This is a genomic window from Sphaerospermopsis sp. FACHB-1094 (genome assembly GCF_014696195.1).
In the GTDB taxonomy this organism is placed as follows: domain Bacteria; phylum Cyanobacteriota; class Cyanobacteriia; order Cyanobacteriales; family Nostocaceae; genus Sphaerospermopsis; species Sphaerospermopsis kisseleviana.
Genome location: NZ_JACJPT010000008.1, coordinates 44,114 through 62,970, shown reverse-complemented (window position 1 = coordinate 62,970; position 18,857 = coordinate 44,114). Strand labels below are relative to the sequence as shown.

The window sequence follows — 18,857 nt, the reverse complement described above, 5'->3', positions numbered from 1 at the left end:
GGGTAATTGGTAATGGGTAATTGGTTATTGCTAAACTTCTTTCTGTCCCCAGTCCCCAGGGATGCACTGAGCTTGTCGAAGTGTCCCCAGTCCCCTAGTTCCCCTGCAATGGAGCATTTAAAGCTTTTTCAATGCGATCGCGGGTTTCCAGTAAATGCGCTTTTGTATACTCATCATTAGACCTCACCCGTTTGAGTTGGTGATCTAATTGTTTGAGCTTATACCATGCTAAAGTGCGAGCGTCTTCTGGTACATCTACTTTCCTTAATACCATCGCTGTTAAAAAGTTGACATACTGCCGTTGTAAACCCCGTCGTAAACTAGAAATTTCTAATTTTCCTTTTGGTTGTAAAACCTCCGTCCAAATTCCCATTTGCAAAGTATTAAATACTTCAGGTAAAGTCAGTGCTTCACCGGGTTTGCTTTTAAGTTCGATATCCTTAATGCGAGTCAGGCGATCGCTTGAAAGTAAATCACTCAAAACCGCACTCTGTACAAACAACACCAAATCATGAACCGGGAAATCTAAACGCCCCGTGACAGGTGTACTTCCCCAGTGATACCAACGAGAAGGTACTAATTTATTCAGTAGTTTCGGTGAAAATTTCAGCGCCTCTTCATCAAAAACATACTCTTGCAAAGTTGCTAATGCCTGTCTTTGTTTTTCCACAGGAACCGCCACAAATGGTAATCTGCCTTTATTATCAACCGGATTAACTCTGTAAAAAGACTGACCACCAATGTATTTAATAGTGTAACTTAACTGCTGTAAATAATTACCAAAAATGGTACTAAACTGATCAGTTAAATCGCTGTAACTATCACCATACATTAAATAACCCTGATTTAAACGATCCCACATCACACGGGAATTATCCAACTGCCAGCGAGAATAAACTAGCACATTACCGCTATTATCCCAAGGTGCAGATGTAGGATCAATTTCCGATGTATCTTCATCAGGAGAATAACTCAACTCTGGGTTTTCTGATAATTTCGCTATTTCTGCCAAAAATGATTTTTCTGCAATGGTACTTTTTGCCCCAGAAGGAGTATAACCATACTGTATTGCCCAAATATCATAACTTCCCACTTTATCAGGAAAATAATCCCCCTGAACTGTACCACGAGGGGCAATATTAGGAGGAATATAATCCATCACTGAAGCAGTTAAACCCTTAGTGCTAGTAATTTCTCGATTATTCATCTCCTCTGGAGGTAAAAGATTGCTACCGCGAAAATTATGCCGCAAACCTAAAGTATGGCCTACTTCATGGGCAATAATTAAACGTAAATATTGATGAATATAATCTTGCATCTGATCCCGACTAGGAACAGTATTTGCTAATAGTGACATAGCCAAAGCACCAAAAGCAAATTGATTAGTAGATTCTATCCCATAGCATAAATCATACTCTCCCGCTAGTTTAGATAAATTGCCAATTAACCCTTTATTTTTTTGATCATTGTTACCACAAAGAAGGCGATTTTGCATCAATGTAGATAAAGTAGTTGGCGTTTGTGTTTGTTTTTGTGTTTGCTTGGGTAAAATAATTTGCCGATATTCATTTTTTAAAGCCCTCACAAAACTAGCATCTACCAGAATATCAGCATCCAAAATTTCTGCCGTCAAAGGATTAACACGGGAGGGACCAAGGGCAAAATAGCCATCTACCGTATTAATCCAGCGAATTGTATTATACCTAATATCAGCCGCATCCCAGGTAGCATTATCTGGCATTTGTTTAACTTCAATCGCATCCTTAAAACCCGCCTGCAAAAAAGCTTGATTCCACATTAATACCCCTGCTCTAATCGCATCACGATATTCCAAAGGAACAGCGTTATCAATCCAGAAAACTATCGGTTTTTTTGGGGGAGAAATTTCCGCTTTGGGGTCTTGTTTTTCTAAATTCCAGCGATTAATATAACGGACAAAATTATCATCACGATCATCCCTAGATAAATCTTGATATGCAGTGATAAAATATCCCACACGCTCATCTGCTAAACGTGGTTGATAATTATTATTAGGCAGTTGAGAAATACTGTAGTGCAGTTTGAGAGTAAAGCCACGACTATCAGCCAGTACACTCAGATTTCCGCCAGCGCCTGTAAAATTTAAAATTGATTGCACTTCTAGATTATGGGGAAAAACTTTGGCATTACCAAAATAGGCTTGTTCTGGACTTGCTGATAATTCCAAACTCGCAGATAATCCTGCTAAATCTGTTAAGAGTAAATCACCTAAATCAATGAGTATTGTTTTCCGTTGGGGATGAATACTTTTAATCGGCAAATTATAGAGAACAGAATCACTAAAAGAACGCCGCAAAGAACGAGCTTGTGGATCTCCTTCACGAGTCCGAAAATTCACATTCCGCACCACAAATTGCAAAGTATTATCTATGCGTTGGAAATAAAATAGAAAATCTTGCAACGGTAAACCACTATAAATACCTTTTTCACCAATACCAGATTCCAAAGTAGCTGTAGCTAAGAAGTTTTTATTTAGTTGTTCTGGTTTAATTTCTAAATATATTTTATTATTTTCTTTTTGGTGATAAAGAGTAAATATACCCTCTAATTTTTGAGTGTCTTTGACAACATCATCAAATTCTTCTAAATTCTCATTTTTATATGGTTTAGTGATATCTCCAGGTTTTTTAGTTGGTTTATTGGCATTTTTCGCAAGTTGTAAAAATGGTTGTTGTCTGGCTTTTTTTGGATCTTCTACCACCCACATAAACGGTTGTTTTTGTACCTGTTTATTTTGATTAATTACCCATAGTTGCGATGCTGGTAAAGTTATTTGATCTGAAGTTGCCAGATTTTCCTTTGCCTTTGTCTCTAATGACTGGGCGCAAGCAGTTCCCATACCTAAAAATAAACTATGTAACACAACTATATAAAAAGTTAATCTTTTCATTCTACATCCCTAATAACTATTGATTCTGGTAAAAACAACAAGGCAGAAAAAAAGCTAACACGCTCAGAGAGTTCCTCTAGGATGATTAACCATGACTACAGTATAAAATTAAAAAATTGTCAACTATATTTAACTAAACAAAAATCAATAAATAAAATTCCGGCAAAATCCAAGATTTGAATGTATTGGGAATATTAGCATAAAGAAATATTAGGTTGGTTGCATTGTTGGTATTTTTTTCCTGTGCTTCCGTAGACAGAGTAGTTAGGACATCAATTTATCATGAAAATCCTACTACAATAGGGTTTTACTGCTGACTCCTGTACGGGCGAAGTACGGGCGAAGTACGGGCGAAGTAGGGGCGAAGCATTCGGAAAATAGCCTGTTGCTAAAATTGATAATTGGTTGCCCGAATGCTGATGCTTCCAGCACGCTTCGCGAACGCCCTTACAGGAAAATAGCCTGTTCATAAAATTGATAATTGGTTGCCCGAATGCTTCGCCCCTACGACTCTTGACTCCTGCTACAGAATTTTTAAGATTCTCTTAAAACATATCCTACACCCCGCACCGTTTGAATTAAGCGTTTTTGCCCTTCCTCTTCAATTTTCAACCGCAAGTAGCGAATGTATACTTCAATCACATTTGACTCACCCATAAAATCATAACCCCAGACATTCTCCAATATTTGCTCACGGGTTAATACTTCACGGGGATGCTCCATAAAAAACTTTAATAGTTCAAATTCTTTCATAGTTAAGTCGATAGCTATACCATTATAGACAGCGCGACGGATGCCAATATCTAGCACCAAATCTCCAAAACGCAACTGTTCACTGGTATCGACATCAGGTTTGAGATATAGACGAATCAGCTTGAGAAAATCTTCTGAGCGATAGGGTTTAAGAATATAATCATCAGCACCAGCTTCCAGACAAGCGACACGATCATCAACTGTATCTCTGGCCATTAAAATTAAAACAGGGGAACGATGGCCACTGCTGCGGAGATTTTTGCACAAAGAAAGTCCAGATTCTCCTGTCAGCATCCGATCTACAACAATTAAAGCAGGTTGCATTTCGCGGCTTTTTTGCAAACCACTAGCCGCATCATGAGCCACAACAGTATCATAACCGGCTTCTTGCAAATCAAAAGCTAATTGATTAGCTAAACTATCATCGGGTTCAATCACCAGAACGCAGGCACTGTGAGAAAAGGTCATATAAATTGGTAATTGGTAATGGGTAATTGGTAATTATTTGGTAATTGATACAATTGATACAAATGATATTGTAGATGTTTTAGCACGTTCCATGATCAAACCTCGACTGTCCCAAGATGCAATTTTAATTACTCATTCCCAATACAACCCAATACAATTGCTTAACTACCAATTCTCGAAGAAAACCTGTATTGACAACTGACAACTGACTACTGACTACTGATAATTATGGCAATTCTACAGAATTGGGTTTAGCAATATGCGGTAGTCCCCAGCCTAATTTTTCCCGTAAAACGCGGAAAAACTCTGGTGATTGTAAGCGAATAAACCTAGCCTTATGTTGCGATCGCTCCAAATATACCCGATCCTCTGACATCACATAACACCCACCATTACCATCTACCACCATCACCATCCGGGGTACATTGACTGGATAGATGTTCACAGGTTCATTGTTGGGAAATACTAAAGCCCTAGAGGCCAAAGAATGGGGACAAATTGGTACTAGCTGCAACACAGGTACACCGGGAATAATCACAGGTCCACCAGCACTTAATGAATAAGCAGTTGAACCAGTTGGAGTAGAAATAATTACACCATCGGCTGCAATATCCACTGTTGCATGATGACCAATTTGAATTTCAAAGTGGCACATCGAAGTTAATGGTTCTCGATGCAACACCATTTCATTTAAACATAAGGCTTCCCATAAGACAGTTTCCCCCCGTAGCACTTTGACATTGAGCATGGTTCGTTCTTCGACTTCATACTCACCTGCCATTACCTGTTCTATAGCTTGGGGAAGTTGGTTTAGATAAGCTTCTGTCAAAAATCCCATGTGACCAGTATTCACAGTTAACAATGGTATCCCACAGGGGGCAACTTGACGGGAAGCTGCTAAAACAGTTCCATCTCCCCCTAATACCACTGCAAACTCCATACTGGAATCAAAACCGGGAGGTGTGAGAGCTTCCACTGGGGTGTGGCATACAGGACCATCAGGATTAGAGTAGCCCAGTATACCACCGATGCTTGTTGTCACACACACATCCCAACCAGCTGCGGTTAACTGGTCTTTGAGTTCGATAGCGGTTCTAGTTGCTATCGGTTTAACGTCGTTGTAGATAATGCCAGCTTTCGGCACATTCAAATATCCAAGTAGGCTATGCTTTTTCTTTAGTAATGGTTACATATTTTGGGATATTGTAATCAACATCTGGGATTTTATTGACTATTAGCTTTTGATGACTGTTTAAAAGGCGTTTTTTTATCTTTTTTCTTTTTGCTCTTGGTTTTCTCGTAGTCTAGCTCTTTCAGCTTTTTCATAATCCGGCTGAAATACTCTTGCAAGTAAGTTTCTACTGTGGCTGTCTGTTGTTGCTCCAAGCCAAACACTGTATATACTTCATCCATTGGCGCATTTAATGGTTTACCACTGGCTAAAACTTCGGAAAAAGCCAATCTATCAGCTACATTCCATCCCCATTGGAAAAACCGCAGTAAGCTTTGAACACCACGCAACAAGCCAATAGGCATCCGTGTTACTCTAGCATCTTTTCCTGATAAACGTTCACAAATATTTATTATTTCTTCTGCACTCCAAGCACGAGTACCCACCACAGGGAAAGTTTGTTTTTGGGTTTCTGGTACACTCAATGCCCGAATCGCAAATTTAGCAATATCTTGAGTATCCATATAAGCCACCGGGGAAGATGAACCTGTCACCCACACCGGCTGATTTTCCAAAATGGGTATGCCATATTGACCAATTAAGCCTTGCATAAACCCAGCTAATCTTAAAATAGTGTAATTTAAGCCAGATTCAGCTAAAAATAATTCTGTACATCGCTTGATTTCCATTAGCGGTACATTGGGATATTTATCAGCATCAAGAATAGAGAAAAAGATAAAATGCTCTACACCCGCAGCTTTTGCAGCTTGAATTAATGCTACCTTACCTTCCCAATCTACCTGTTTAATTGTTAATGAATCTGTAGCGCGAGATGTGGAAGCATCAATGACTTCGTTTACACCTTCTAATGCTCCTACCAGGGTTTCGGGATAGCACAAGTCGCCTTTCACCAGTTCTGCACCCCACTCTTTGAGAAATGCAGCTTTTTTGGTACTGCGAACTAAGCAGCGTACTTTGTACCCCTCGTCAATAGCACGACGAGCTACTTGTCTTCCTAATGTGCCAGTAGCACCGACAATTAATAATGTCATGAGGGTCGTTATATATTTTAATGTTTTATGATAAAAATCTTAACAGAGTTTAGTTATAGAAATAAAAGTTTACATTTTTTTTAAGGAGGCTGGGGATTGGGGACTGGGGACTGGGGACTGGGGACTGGGGACTGGGAAATTAATATTTCTCACCCTGCTCCTTGCCCCCTGCCCCCTGCTTATTCTTCAGCGCCTTGAATTTTCAGCAATAAAGCGCCGAGACCCCAACCTACGAAGATTAAGCCGAAAGATAGCATAGCTGCATTTAAGATTTCGCCGCCCATTTGCTGTGTTTCTCCTTTGTGAACTGAATGGTTTGTAGATGTTTACCGTTTATGAGACTGCTTAACTTAACTTGATCGCTCAAATCTCATTTTTGCTAGTCTGGTAACTTAGGTAAACCAGGTCTTCAACTGTCTTGAGGATTAGACCTGTCTAAATAATTCTAAAATAGTTTAGCAGCTAATTGAAATCGGGACTGGGTAAGTAGCGATGTGGCTTAATTAACAGTTTTCCTGTTCCCTGTTCCCTGTTCCCTATTCCCTGACTTATGACTAATACTCATCAACGTCCACGTTTAGCACTGACACTGGGAGATCCTGCCGGTATTGGAGCAGAGGTAACTTTAAAGGCTTTGGCTGATTCAGAAGTTAGCCAAAACTGTGATTTAGTCGTAGTGGGTAATCGGCATTTACTCACTAAAACTTATAAAAATTTGACAGCTAATACTGATAGTTCACTAGCTTTGGCCAATCCTGATGAGTTAAATGTGATTGATGTTGATGTACCAAACTCAGGTGAAATTATTACTGGGGTGGGTAATGCTGCTAGTGGTGCGGCCAGTTTTGCTTATATGGAATATGCCATAGCTCAAACTTTAGCAGGTGATTTTGATGGTATTGTCACAGCACCTATCGCTAAATCAGCTTGGAAAGCCGCTGGTTTTGATTATCCGGGACAAACCGAACTTTTAGCCGAGAAAGCAGGTGTAGAACGTTTTGGAATGTTGTTTGTCGGGCGATCGCCTTTTACTGGTTGGACTTTACGGGCTTTACTTGCTACCACACATATTCCTTTATGTCAAGTATCGTCAACCTTAACACCGGAATTATTAACAAAAAAATTAGATTTATTAGCAGAATGTTTAGAAAGAGATTTTGGGATTAAAAATGGGAAAATTGCGATCGCTGGTTTAAATCCCCACAGTGGAGAAATGGGACAATTAGGAACAGAAGAAATAGATTGGTTAATCCCTTGGTTAAAAGCAGAAAGACAAAAACGACCGCATTTACAACTAGAAGGACCCATACCACCGGATACAATGTGGGTGAAACCGGGTCAAGCTTGGTATGGTAATTCTAACGTTAAAAATCCTGCTGATGCTTATTTAGCACTTTATCATGATCAAGGTTTAATTCCTGTAAAATTAATGGCTTTTGATCGGGCGGTAAATACTACCATTGGTTTACCGTTTGTGAGAACTTCCCCAGATCATGGAACAGCTTTTGATATTGCCGGAAAAGGTATTGCTGATGCAACCAGTATGAAAGCTGCGATACAATTAGCGGTGGAGTTGGTGAAGCAAAAGTATAAAGTTTAGGCTCTGATGAATAATATGCGACATTTGTCCAAAACTAATTGTCCAAAACTAACTGCCAGTGTAGGTTGTGGTATGTAGGTTATGAAACAACAACCCCATGAACACCCAACCCAGAGAAATCAAGAATTACCTAACAGCAGATGGTACAAATCCTTTTGATAATTGGTTTGATGCTCTAAGAGATAGAAGAGCAAAAGCTAAAATTAGAGCCAGACTTGACCGAGTTGAAGATGGTAACTTAGGAGATTATAAATCCGTTGGCGAAGGTGTTTTTGAATTGAGAATAGACTATGGATCTGGCTACCGGATATACTTTGGACAGGAAGGGTCAACAATTATTTTGCTCCTGTGTGGTGGTGATAAAAGCACTCAAGTTAAAGATATTCGTAAAGCTAAAGAATATTGGGAAGATTATCGGAGTCGAGATGATGCCTAAAAGTACAAGTTATCATGCAAAACTAATCCAAGACTTAAAAGATCCACTAGAAGCAGCAGCTTATATTGAAGTTGTTTTAGAAGAAGGCGATCCTAAAATGTTAAATAAGGCACTTAAAAATGTTATTGAAGCTCAAGGTGGAATTGAGAAACTATCAAAAACAGTACAGCAATGTTATGAGAACCTAGCCCAGAAATTATCTGAGCAAGGAGAAATTGAATTTTATTGTTTACGTACCTTATTAGATGCTTTAGGGTTACAGTTAGCAGTATCCGTTAAGTCTGCTTAATTTTTGACTACTATTCCCTATTCCTGATGCTTAACTTCATTCCTGATGCTTAACTTCACAATCACCGGAAAATGATCAGAAGGCCAAATACTTTCCCATTGTTTATTGTCAATGATTACTTGTTCGATGTGAAAACGGCGATCGCCATAAATTGTATCTCTAGCATCCACAGGTTCACCAGTAAAATCATGAAAAGTTTTTTGTTCTGCTAACGGCAGATTTGCTAAAGTATCTTGTATTCTAAAATTATCAGCTAAAATTATTCGTTCTAAAGTTCTGGAATGAGCGTTAAAATCTCCTGTTAACAGTAAATAATTTTCAGCAGGAAAACCCATTAAACGCAGACTCAGCAAACCTGCACCCAACTCCCTCGCTTTAGCAATTTCATGATCTAAATGAGTATTAACAATAGTTAGAGAAATACTAGGATCACCCACCTGAAAATTAGCCCAAGTTGCCATGCGTGGTAAACGAGTTCCCCAAGTAATACTACCAGGAATTTCTGGAGTATCGCTGAGGTAAAAATCTTGAGTTTCTTGCAGTTTTAAAAGTTCAGGTTGATAGAAAATTGCACAGTGTTCATCTTCTCCTGTACCAGAGCGATCGCCACCAACAAATTTATATTCTGGTAAAAGTGCTTGTAAATCCTTCAGTTGATGGAGTTTACCTTCCTGTGTACCCACTACATCTGGTTGATAGTGTTGAATAACAGCAGCGATCGCACCTACACGCTTTTTCCACTGACGTACCCCCGGATCTGGTTTGTCGCAGCGGAGGTTAAAAGTCATAACTGTGATTTTCATTACTTTCTTTAATGGCATCTATATTGATAAGAATATATAGTATATAGTCAATTTAGATTTTATAGTTCTATAATAACTTATTAGCGGAAATTTTAAAAATCTTCAAAATCTAAAATCTAAAATCTAAAATCCAAAATCCAAAATCCAAAATCTAAAATCTAAAATTGCTCTGAGGCTTGAGTAGATACAAATTCCCTGACCGACTTTAGCCTTAATAATTCCAACTCATGCTAAATCTGTGATCAAGCCCCAATAAAAATCCTTGGTAAATTCAGATGTACAACCAGATTGTTAATTGATAAACGCACCAATATTTTAATGATTTGTTTTTGCTCTGGAGTGTAAGCATTCAGCATTCAGTCATCGGTTTCCGTCAGTACCTGAAAGATTGAAATACAAAGAATGAAAAAAGCAGATGCAGATAACATTCCTAAAATTAAAACGTCTGAATCCTGGCTATTGGCTGATTACTGATTACTGATAGCTGAATACTTACGGAGAGGTTAAACTTTGTTACCTTCTGGTGGTTCAAACTTATAACCATAGCCGCGTACCGTTTTGATAAACTCTGGTGTACTCGAATCAACTTCCATTTTTTTACGTAATTGACCAATATGCACATCTACAACCCTTCCATCTCCTACATAGTCACAACCCCAAATTTTCTGAATTAGTTGGGGACGACTCCAAGCTTGTCCTGGATGACTAGCTAAAAAATGTAAAATATTAAACTCTAAAGCCGTTAAAGCTAAAGGTTTATCATTCAATTTTACCTCTCTACCTTCTGGGTTAATTGCTAATTGTTGAAAAACAAGACGTTGTGATTGATGAGGATGGATATAACGAATGCGTCTTAAAAGTGCTTCAACTCTGACTTCCACTTCTGCTAGGCTAAATGGCTTAGTCATGAAATCATCTGCACCTGCGGCCAGAATTTTAATTTTATCAGCTTCATCATTCCGGCTAGTGAGTATCAAAACTAAAACATTGGTGCGACTTTGCATTTCTTGACAAAGTTTATAGCCATTGGCATCTGGCAAATTCCAATCCAGAATTACCAAGGCTGGATTGAATTGATCAAATAATGCCATAGCACTTTTACCATCTGAGGCCGATTCTATTTGGTATTTTCGACTCAGAAAACGGTAGACGAGATTTCTCACACTGAAATCGTCATCTACAATCATAATCTTGGGAATATTCGTGGCAAGCTTATCCATAGTCCAATGCAGTTTATTGATTGATTTGGCGATTTTCTGTGGTGACAGATGCTTTGAGATGTTGTGTTTAAGGAGTATCTTAGCTCCTGGCTAAATAAATAAGTAGGAAAAATGCTTTAGTCCTTGTATACACTGAATTTTTCCTGAAGTTTATGCAAACTTTATAATAATCCTTATAAAATGTATCGGTAATGTATGATTTTGGTATTTTTTGAAAAAAAAAATGTATAAAATATAAATCAATTGTGGTGTTATACCGAAGTATCTGTACTGAAATATTACTGATGACGATATGAGAAATCGAATATATCTAAAGATAGATTTTTACAAGATTTATTCAGGATTTATTCAGGATTTATTCAGGATTTATTCAGGATTTATTCAGGAAAATTTTTATATTTTCATACTCAAGCCAGACAAATTAACTAGACTTTGTTTGTTAATTTATTGTTGACTAAGTTGATTGAAGTTGAAATTGAATAGGTTAAAACGGATAAAACTTATGACTAATAATTTGATGGGTGGGATTATTCCTCAACAGCCACCCATAGAAGTAGAATCGGATGTTCATGTAGTTAAATCTCGTCTAGAATGGGGCGAACCAGCATTTACAATTTTGGATGTCCGCGATCGCTCAACCTACAACCAAGGTCATATTATGGGCGCAATGCCTATGCCTATAGATGAACTAACAGATCGTGCAGAAATTTCTTTACAAAAAAGCCGTGATATTTATGTTTACGGCACTGATGAGGGACAAACTGCTCAAGCTGCCCAAAAATTGCGTGCTGCGGGATTTGTACACGTATCAGAATTAAAAGGTGGTTTGGGAGCATGGAAGGCAATTGGTGGACAAACAGAAGGTATTATCGAATCAAGAACTCCCGCAGGTGCAGATGATTACAATGTTGTCTCTCGCATCCAAAATCATTGAGAAAATCAATAGAAGTGATTGGTGATTGGTGACTGGTGATTGGTGACTGGTGATTGGGTAGAATCAGATAAAAAGTCAAGCATTTTGTTCCCTGTTCCCTGTTCCCTCTTACCTAAGAATTACGAATTACTCTTAATGTTCAAATAAATCTTTGAATTGTAATAAATCCAAAGAAACCAATGTTGGTAAAACTTGAAAGCACTCTTGTGCTAGTTGCCAACGTTCTTCTCGTTGTAGCATTTGCGTTAGTTTTTGTTGAATGCTCAATAAGTAGCGGACATCATTAGCAGCGTAACTTAATTGAGCCTCCGATAAATTAGCAGCATTCCCCCAATCAGAACTTTGAGAGCTTTTGTCTAGTTCTACTTGTTCTAATTCCTGTACTACATCTTTCAAACCATGACGGTTAGTGTAGGTGCGGGCTAACTTACTAGCAATTTTAGTACAAAAAACAGGTTGAACCTGAATATTAAGATTGTGGCGTAAGGTAGCAATATCAAACCGTGCAAAGTGAAATACTTTGAGGATGTGGGTTGCTTCCAAAAGTTGTTTTAAATTTGGAGCTTCTGTTTGTCCTTTAGCGATGCGGATAGCGGTGACTTTTCCCTCTGGGTTGCACAACTGAACAAGACACAAGCGATCGCGTTGTGGTAATAATCCCATTGTTTCCGTGTCTACAGCCAGAGCTTCAGATTTTAAATACTCCGCGAGGGTAGCAGCATCTATATCACCGTCACTAACCCTAAAATCATCTAATCTCATCAATCGTTCCCAAATGAATGATAGTGTCTATCAGTTAAAAAATTACTGGATCAGACACTAATTTATTATTATGCAAATTGTGCAAAAAATCAGTAAGACAATCTATTTGGTATTGACAAATATTTGTGTGAGATAAACTTCACCTTTGGCATTAGTCGCCACTCCCACCCCTGTCAATTTAAAATTTCCTTGAATATTATGCAAATGTCCAGGACTGTTGAGCCAACCAATCACAGCTTGCTTTGCTGGATCACTATATCCCACGTTGAAAGCCACATTTTCGGCTGCATTGTCATATTTAAGAGGAATGGCTTTAACTCGTTGTTCCAATCCATGATGACTAAATTTCACTATACCATTAGCCATGTTCTGACTGTGAATTCTTGCTTGCTGAGTGATACTTGCATTTAAGGTGAGCTTTGATAATCCTTGAGAAACACGATATTGATTAATTTGCTCAAAAACTAATTTTTCTAAAGTAGCATTTTCAGAACCAAGATTCAAAATAGCCGCCTGACTAGAAGTATTAAATGACTGAGTGTAAGTGATTTTTTTAGCAGAATTATTGCTGGGAACAGGATCAGTCATCAATCCACTAGCAAGGACAAGCGTACTTAAAGCCATGCCAAAAGCAGTTTGTCGGAACATAGAGAATTAGGTAGTGTATGGATTTATCAGACATATACTCTATCTTCTGATGTACAGAATAAGTACCAGGATACTGTCAAGTATTGGTGAACTGAAGAATTACAGTAGGTGTCAGGAGTCAGGAGTGGTAGGGGCGAAGCATTCGGGCGACTAATTATAAATTTTTGTCTAAGCCTATTTTCCGAGTGCTTCGCCCGTACAGGAGTCAGGAGTCAGGAGAAATATTACCTATTACCCATTACCCATTACCCATTACCTGTCACCTTCTATAATTCATATTTTTGAGTTCACTTTCCTGAAAATGACATTTTATTTTGCTAAAAGTCTGCCAATTTCATAACTTTAAAAAAATCCAGTATCCAGTATATGCCTATGGTAGATGCTTCACCTCACAAAGTGTTATTGTCACTACATTTTTAGTCAAAAAAATATATAAAAAATAGTATCCATTGACAGATGCAAAAATAATTGATAATTGATAATTGATAATTGACAATTGAAATTATTGGGATTACGAAACCAAATAATTACCAATCACCAATCACCAATCACCAATCACCAATCAGGCACTAAAATTTATCTTGATGTGAGGAAAATTTGGGTGAAAAAAATTTGTCCTTTGCTATTACTCGCCACACCAATTCCTGTGAGGTTATAATTACCTCTAATGTTAGCTAGATGTCCTGAACTCCTTAACCAACCTTGTACAGCGGTGGTTGCAGGATCTCTAGAACCTTGGTTGTAAGCCACATTTTCCGCAACTCGACTGAAAGGAATACCAATCGCTCTGACTCGTGCTTGAAATCCATCATGACTAAAGAGAACTTTACCACTAGCCATGTTTTGACTGTGAATTCTTGCTTGCTGATCAATACGATAATTACGAGTCAGTGGGGGTAAATTTTGGGAGGCGCGGTACTGGTTTATTTGTTGGAAAACATAGGCTTCTATAGCAGCAGTATTAACATTAGTTTGTGCTACTTTGTAGCTGTCATTGGATATAAAAGATGGACTAGGAGCAGAACTAGCCATCCCACCACTGACTAAAACTAAGAAACCTGCACCAATAGCTGAAATAGTATTTCTCAACATGATTAATTATCAGCCTTGAATTAAGAATTTAGCAGCTGTTTGCACATCCTTGTCACCTCTACCAGAGCAGTTAATCACAATCCGGGGACTGCCTGTAAGTTGTGGACATAAAGTTTCTAAATAGGCGATCGCATGAGAAGTTTCTAAAGCAGGTATAATTCCTTCTAACCGGGATAAGCGTTGAAATGCCTCTAAAGCTTCAGCATCTGTCACACTATAATATTCAGCCCTGCCAATATCCTTCATATAGCTGTGTTCTGGACCAACACCAGGATAATCCAAACCTGCACTAATGGAATGGGGTTCAATCACCTGTCCATCATTATCTTGTAACAGATAACTCATTGCCCCATGCAATACACCAACTTGTCCTTTTGTCAAGGTGGCGGCGTGTTTACCAGTGTTCACACCTTCACCAGCAGCTTCTACACCTATTAACCGCACCGATGGTTCTTTAACAAACTCATGAAAAAGTCCCATTGCATTAGAACCACCACCCACACAAGCCATGAGAATATCAGGTAAACCACCCCATTTTTCCATTGCTTGAGCGCGAGTTTCCTGGCCAATAACCGCGTGAAAATCCCGGACTATCATCGGGTAAGGATGGGGACCAGCTACAGAACCCAGAATATAATGAGTAGTTTCTACATTCGTTACCCAGTCACGGATGGCTTCAGAAGTGGCATCTTTGAGAGTTCCCGTACCGGCTGCCACACCACGAACTTCCGCCCCCATCAAGCGCATTCTAAACACATTTAAGGATTGGCGTTCCATGTCGTGAACACCCATGTAAATAATACATTGCAAACCAAAACGAGCGCAAACGGTAGCTGTAGCTACCCCATGTTGTCCTGCACCTGTTTCAGCAATAATGCGCTGCTTACCCATGCGCTTTGCTAATAAAACTTGACCAAGGGCATTATTAATTTTATGAGCGCCTGTATGATTTAAATCTTCGCGTTTTAAGTAAATTTGCGCTCCTGTGCCATCATGACGGGCATAATGGGCGGTGAGTCTTTCAGCAAAGTATAAAGGGGTAGCACGTCCTACGTAATCTCGCAGTAAACCTTGTAATTCTGCTTGAAAATCAGGATCATTACGGTATTGGTGATAAGCTGTTTCCAGTTCAGCTAAAGCCGGCATTAAAGTTTCAGGAACATATTTACCACCAAAGCGTCCAAAACGTCCTAAGCTATCGGGAACAGCAGCGGTTTGTGAGAAGTTGGGAGAAAGGGGAGTAGTAGTCACAGATTCGGTTAAATTAGAGAACACAGTTAATTGTAATTCTAGAACAATCTTCTTTTACAGCAGGAGTCGTAGGGGCGAAGCATTCGGAAAATAAGCTGTTACACAGCTAAATTGTATAATCCTAATATTCTGAACTCTTGTTTAACAGGCAAGATGCCTGTTCCACTTATACAAATTAAATGCACAACAGCTTAGTTTTGGACAAAAATTGATAATTGGTCGTCCGCATGCTGATGCTTCCAGCACGCTTCGCGAACGCCCGTACAGGAGTCAGGAGTAAAACTATTTTTGTTTCTCGTTTTCTCGTTCTCAGTCAGAGACTGGTAATGCGATCTAGGAGGTTCTACCTCCAGTTATCATTGAGGCATAACCCCTAACTGTGTTCTGCTATATAAAACCTAGACAAAACTAGACTTTACTTTCTACTTCAACGGGAGCATAGGAGCAGTTATCCCTCAGTAGACTTTCACGCCTTAGCCAGACGCGATTGTGTTCCAATTAAGTTTCTGAAAAAGACTACCACCATCATTGCTTGGTTTTCGCGTCGGCAATAGTCTCAATTCAATACTTGATATCACCGTATTATATATCAAGTAGTTGATTTTTTCCTAAAAATATATTGATTTTTGTCAATATAAGTATAGTTTTGTCTATGAAATTGTCAACTTAGGACTTGCTCACTCAGAGCATGGGAACTAGAGACTAGAGGCTGAATGGGAATATGCTTGTCGTGGTGGAACTAACCCAAGTTACATATTGTTTATAATAAAAATTATCAATCACAGAAGACAAACCATGAATATTACCCTAAACCCAGAACAAGAACAGTTTATTAAAACCCAACTAGCACAAGGTAAATTTCCTGATGCTCAAGCAGTAATTAATCAAGCATTACAATTGTTACAAGAAACACAAAAAGAATATGAAGAATGGGTAGAAGATGTGAGAATTAAAGTCAACGAAGCAGCAGCAGAATTAGAACGAGGTGAAGGAGTTCCTTTAGAAACAGTCATTGAACAAATGCAAGCCAAATTTCGCCATGCGCGTGAGGCGAAAAAATGAATCAATGTTTAATTTCACCTCAAGCAATAAAAGATTTAGATAGCATTTCCGAATATTTTTTAACTAGAAATATTGAAACAGGAGAAAAGATTTTTCAAGAATTTACGAGAAAGTGTGAAAACTTGCTGCAATTTCCCCAAATGGGGCGTAGTTACGAACACATCAGAAAAGGAATGCGGGGAATACCTCTTAATGGTTACATCATTCTTTATCAACTTGTTGATGATCATGTAGAAATTCTCAGAATTGTCAATGGTCGTCAAGATTTAGAATCTTTGTTTGCAGGATAAATACATAAACGCGGATAAACGCAGATTTTCAGAATCAAGATATCCAGGATTAAAGGATTTACAGGATAGAATCAATTAAAAAATTAGGATATTTTCACAAATAAAAGCGGATGCCTATATAATTAAAGAAGATTTTTTTACAAATGATAAGGATTTTCATGATGAATCCAGCACTGGAAAACAAAAAATCTATTTTAGAAAAACTAGACAATTTAACACCTACACAACAGGAACAAGTATTAATTTTTATTAATTCATTATTCTGACAAAAAATATTTAACTGTTTTATGATATCTCTTAATAGCTCCTTATTTTATCAGGTTGTCAAATAAAAGTCAATAATCCCCTACTTGTTTTTTAGTCTTGACAATAAATGATAAATTAATGTTAGAAGTCGGGGATCTATATCATTGCATTTTCAGGATCGGAAAATAAAGTGTCAATAAAAGAACATAAGATAACAGTAAATTCCCTAGAATGGTATTATCGGGAAGCCCAACCCATTGGACGAAGTGATTTATTACCAGTGGTATTACTACACGGCATAGTTTCCCAAAGTTATAGCTGGAGAAATATTATACCAGCTTTGGCAGCACAGGGAACAAGAGCGATCGCACCAGATTGGATTGGATACGGCTTTTCTGCAAAACCAGAAAAACGGGATTTTGCTTACACTCCCGACGCATTTATCAAAGCTTTAGATGACTTTATTCAAGCTATAGAATTAGAACGTTTTTCCTTAGTTGTGCAGGGATTTTTAGGTTCAGTTGGTTTACAATATGCCTTGAAAAATCCTCAAAAAATCGCCAATATTGCCATTTTAAATGCTCCCATTTCTACATCTGCTAAACTACCTTGGAAAATTCAACAAATGGGTTTACCATTAGCGGGGGAAGTGATGACACAAGATCCCTTATTAGTGGATAGAACCTTAGAAGGTGGATGTCGTTATCGCATCGAAGATCCAGATTTAGATGTTTATAGAAAACCGTTCTTGAAAACTTCAGCATCTGGTCGCAGTTTACTATCAACAATTAGAAATTTGCAACTGGATCAAGCCATGTCAGAAATTGAAACAGGTTTTAAAGAATGGCAAAAACCGATTTTAGTACAATGGGGAATCATTGACCCTTGGTTATCTTTAGATATGGCTGAAAGTTTTGTGAAATCTGTACCCGATGGGGACATAATTAAGTTACATAATGTGGGACATTATCCCCAAGAACATTATCATGAAGTGATTTTACAAGACCTGTTACCCTTTGTGCGTCGTCATAGCAGGTGACAGGTGACAGGTGACAGGTGACAGGTGACAGGTGACAGAAATAATTGATTACCAATTATCAATTACTAATTACCGCGATAATCTGCAACCTTGTCAATAATTGCCGTAACCTGATAATAAGAGTAAATGCAATCATCTGTAAATTGACTAAGGTAGGTGACAATTCATGGCTTATTCATGGTTTAAAGCCTTTCACATTATTGGTTTTGTAGTTTGGTTTGCAGGGTTATTCTACCTGGTGCGTTTATTTATTTACCACACAGAAGCGAACCAAGAACCAGAACCCGCAAAAACGATACTCAAAAACCAGTATCAACTGATGGAAAAACGTCTTTACCATATTATTACCATCCCCGGAATGATCGTCACCGTAGCGATGGCCATTGGTATTCTTTCCACTAACCCAGACTTGTTAAAAGAAACTTGGTTACATTTTAAATTAGGCTTTGTGGGTATTTTATTAATCTATCATCATTATTGTGGTAGATTAATGAAACAGTTAGCCGCCGATGAATGTAAGTGGAGTGGACAACAATTAAGGGCTTTAAATGAAGCACCGACTTTGTTATTAGTTGTCATTGTCATGTTGGCTATTTTCAAGAATAATCTACCTACAGATATCACTGCTTGGCTGATTTTTGGTTTAGTGATTTTCATGGCTGCTAGTATTCAAATGTATGCCAAAATTCGCAGACGCAATAAAGAAAAAATGTTGGCAGAAATGAATCAAGTTAATCAAAATAATCAAGTTCCCCAAGCACAAAGTTAAGTTTTGAGGTGGGCATTGCCCACCATAAAAATGTAAGATTCAG

The 18,857-nt window shown here is 38.2% G+C and carries 19 protein-coding genes; 8 read left to right on the top strand and 11 right to left on the bottom strand.

Features of this window, described 5'->3' with window-relative positions:
* Positions 1–94: 94 nt before the first annotated feature.
* The 5 genes from H6F47_RS03985 to H6F47_RS03965 form a co-directional block, all read right to left on the bottom strand.
* Positions 95–2,929 (bottom strand): zinc-dependent metalloprotease, encoded by a 2,835-nt coding sequence (locus H6F47_RS03985; protein ID WP_190647776.1) that lies wholly within the window; start codon positions 2,927–2,929, stop codon positions 95–97.
* Positions 2,930–3,463: 534 nt separating this feature from the next.
* On the bottom strand, positions 3,464–4,150 hold the full coding sequence (nblR, locus tag H6F47_RS03980; RefSeq protein WP_096572633.1) for a response regulator transcription factor NblR: 687 nt from the start codon (positions 4,148–4,150) through the stop codon (positions 3,464–3,466).
* Positions 4,151–4,376: 226 nt separating this feature from the next.
* On the bottom strand, positions 4,377–5,294 hold the full coding sequence (locus H6F47_RS03975; RefSeq protein WP_190347814.1) for an NAD(+) kinase: 918 nt from the start codon (positions 5,292–5,294) through the stop codon (positions 4,377–4,379).
* An 80-nt stretch (positions 5,295–5,374) separates the two neighbouring features.
* The gene (locus H6F47_RS03970; protein WP_096567165.1) at positions 5,375–6,373 is read right to left on the bottom strand and encodes an SDR family oxidoreductase; all 999 of its coding nucleotides are present in this window, start codon (positions 6,371–6,373) and stop codon (positions 5,375–5,377) included.
* Positions 6,374–6,552: 179 nt separating this feature from the next.
* A complete protein-coding gene (locus H6F47_RS03965) occupies positions 6,553–6,657 on the bottom strand; it encodes a PetM family cytochrome b6-f complex subunit 7 (RefSeq protein ID WP_096567167.1) in 105 nt (34 codons plus the stop codon).
* A 266-nt stretch (positions 6,658–6,923) separates the two neighbouring features.
* On the opposite strand from H6F47_RS03965, the gene pdxA reads away from it, so the two are divergent.
* From pdxA to H6F47_RS03950, 3 genes are all read left to right on the top strand, one after another.
* Positions 6,924–7,973: a 4-hydroxythreonine-4-phosphate dehydrogenase PdxA gene (pdxA, locus tag H6F47_RS03960; RefSeq protein WP_190647774.1), complete on the top strand. Its 1,050-nt coding sequence runs from the start codon at positions 6,924–6,926 to the stop codon at positions 7,971–7,973.
* A 97-nt stretch (positions 7,974–8,070) separates the two neighbouring features.
* Positions 8,071–8,409 carry a type II toxin-antitoxin system RelE/ParE family toxin gene (locus tag H6F47_RS03955; protein WP_190647772.1) on the top strand — a complete coding sequence of 113 codons (339 nt, stop codon included), beginning with the start codon at positions 8,071–8,073 and terminating at the stop codon, positions 8,407–8,409.
* A complete protein-coding gene (locus H6F47_RS03950) occupies positions 8,402–8,698 on the top strand; it encodes a hypothetical protein (RefSeq protein ID WP_096567173.1) in 297 nt (98 codons plus the stop codon). Before H6F47_RS03955 ends, H6F47_RS03950 begins: the two co-directional genes overlap by 8 nt.
* Before the next feature lie 17 nt (positions 8,699–8,715).
* On the opposite strand, the gene H6F47_RS03945 is transcribed toward H6F47_RS03950, so the two are convergent.
* Positions 8,716–9,486: an endonuclease/exonuclease/phosphatase family protein gene (locus H6F47_RS03945; protein WP_242027326.1), complete on the bottom strand. Its 771-nt coding sequence runs from the start codon at positions 9,484–9,486 to the stop codon at positions 8,716–8,718.
* A gap of 518 nt (positions 9,487–10,004) precedes the next feature.
* Positions 10,005–10,721, bottom strand: coding sequence for a response regulator transcription factor (locus H6F47_RS03940; protein WP_096567177.1), 717 nt, complete (start codon positions 10,719–10,721; stop codon positions 10,005–10,007).
* 502 nt (positions 10,722–11,223) lie between these two features.
* Here H6F47_RS03940 and H6F47_RS03935 point away from each other — a divergent pair.
* Positions 11,224–11,655, top strand: a complete 432-nt coding sequence (locus tag H6F47_RS03935; protein WP_190647770.1) for a rhodanese-like domain-containing protein — start codon at positions 11,224–11,226, stop codon at positions 11,653–11,655.
* A gap of 132 nt (positions 11,656–11,787) precedes the next feature.
* Here H6F47_RS03935 and H6F47_RS03930 read toward each other — a convergent pair whose 3' ends face one another.
* From H6F47_RS03930 to trpB, 4 genes are all read right to left on the bottom strand, one after another.
* Entirely contained in the window at positions 11,788–12,417 is a 630-nt protein-coding gene (locus H6F47_RS03930; RefSeq protein ID WP_137667059.1) for a ribonuclease H-like domain-containing protein, read from the bottom strand.
* 102 nt (positions 12,418–12,519) lie between these two features.
* Positions 12,520–13,065, bottom strand: a complete 546-nt coding sequence (locus H6F47_RS03925; RefSeq protein ID WP_137667060.1) for a CAP domain-containing protein — start codon at positions 13,063–13,065, stop codon at positions 12,520–12,522.
* Positions 13,066–13,641: 576 nt separating this feature from the next.
* The gene (locus H6F47_RS03920; protein ID WP_190647768.1) at positions 13,642–14,157 is read right to left on the bottom strand and encodes a CAP domain-containing protein; all 516 of its coding nucleotides are present in this window, start codon (positions 14,155–14,157) and stop codon (positions 13,642–13,644) included.
* 9 nt (positions 14,158–14,166) lie between these two features.
* A complete protein-coding gene (gene trpB / locus H6F47_RS03915) occupies positions 14,167–15,408 on the bottom strand; it encodes a tryptophan synthase subunit beta (protein WP_096572635.1) in 1,242 nt (413 codons plus the stop codon).
* A 795-nt stretch (positions 15,409–16,203) separates the two neighbouring features.
* Between trpB and H6F47_RS03910 the strand changes: the two genes are divergently transcribed.
* The 4 genes from H6F47_RS03910 (at position 16,204) to hemJ (ending at position 18,814) form a co-directional block, all read left to right on the top strand.
* Positions 16,204–16,470 (top strand): type II toxin-antitoxin system ParD family antitoxin, encoded by a 267-nt coding sequence (locus H6F47_RS03910; RefSeq protein WP_096567186.1) that lies wholly within the window; start codon positions 16,204–16,206, stop codon positions 16,468–16,470.
* On the top strand, positions 16,467–16,760 hold the full coding sequence (locus H6F47_RS03905) for a type II toxin-antitoxin system RelE/ParE family toxin (protein WP_096567188.1): 294 nt from the start codon (positions 16,467–16,469) through the stop codon (positions 16,758–16,760). Before H6F47_RS03910 ends, H6F47_RS03905 begins: the two co-directional genes overlap by 4 nt.
* Positions 16,761–17,196: 436 nt before the next feature.
* Positions 17,197–18,045 (top strand): alpha/beta fold hydrolase, encoded by an 849-nt coding sequence (locus H6F47_RS03900; protein WP_137667063.1) that lies wholly within the window; start codon positions 17,197–17,199, stop codon positions 18,043–18,045.
* 166 nt (positions 18,046–18,211) lie between these two features.
* Complete coding sequence (hemJ, locus tag H6F47_RS03895; RefSeq protein ID WP_187040738.1) at positions 18,212–18,814, top strand: protoporphyrinogen oxidase HemJ; 603 nt, start codon at positions 18,212–18,214, stop codon at positions 18,812–18,814.
* Positions 18,815–18,857: the final 43 nt, after the last annotated feature.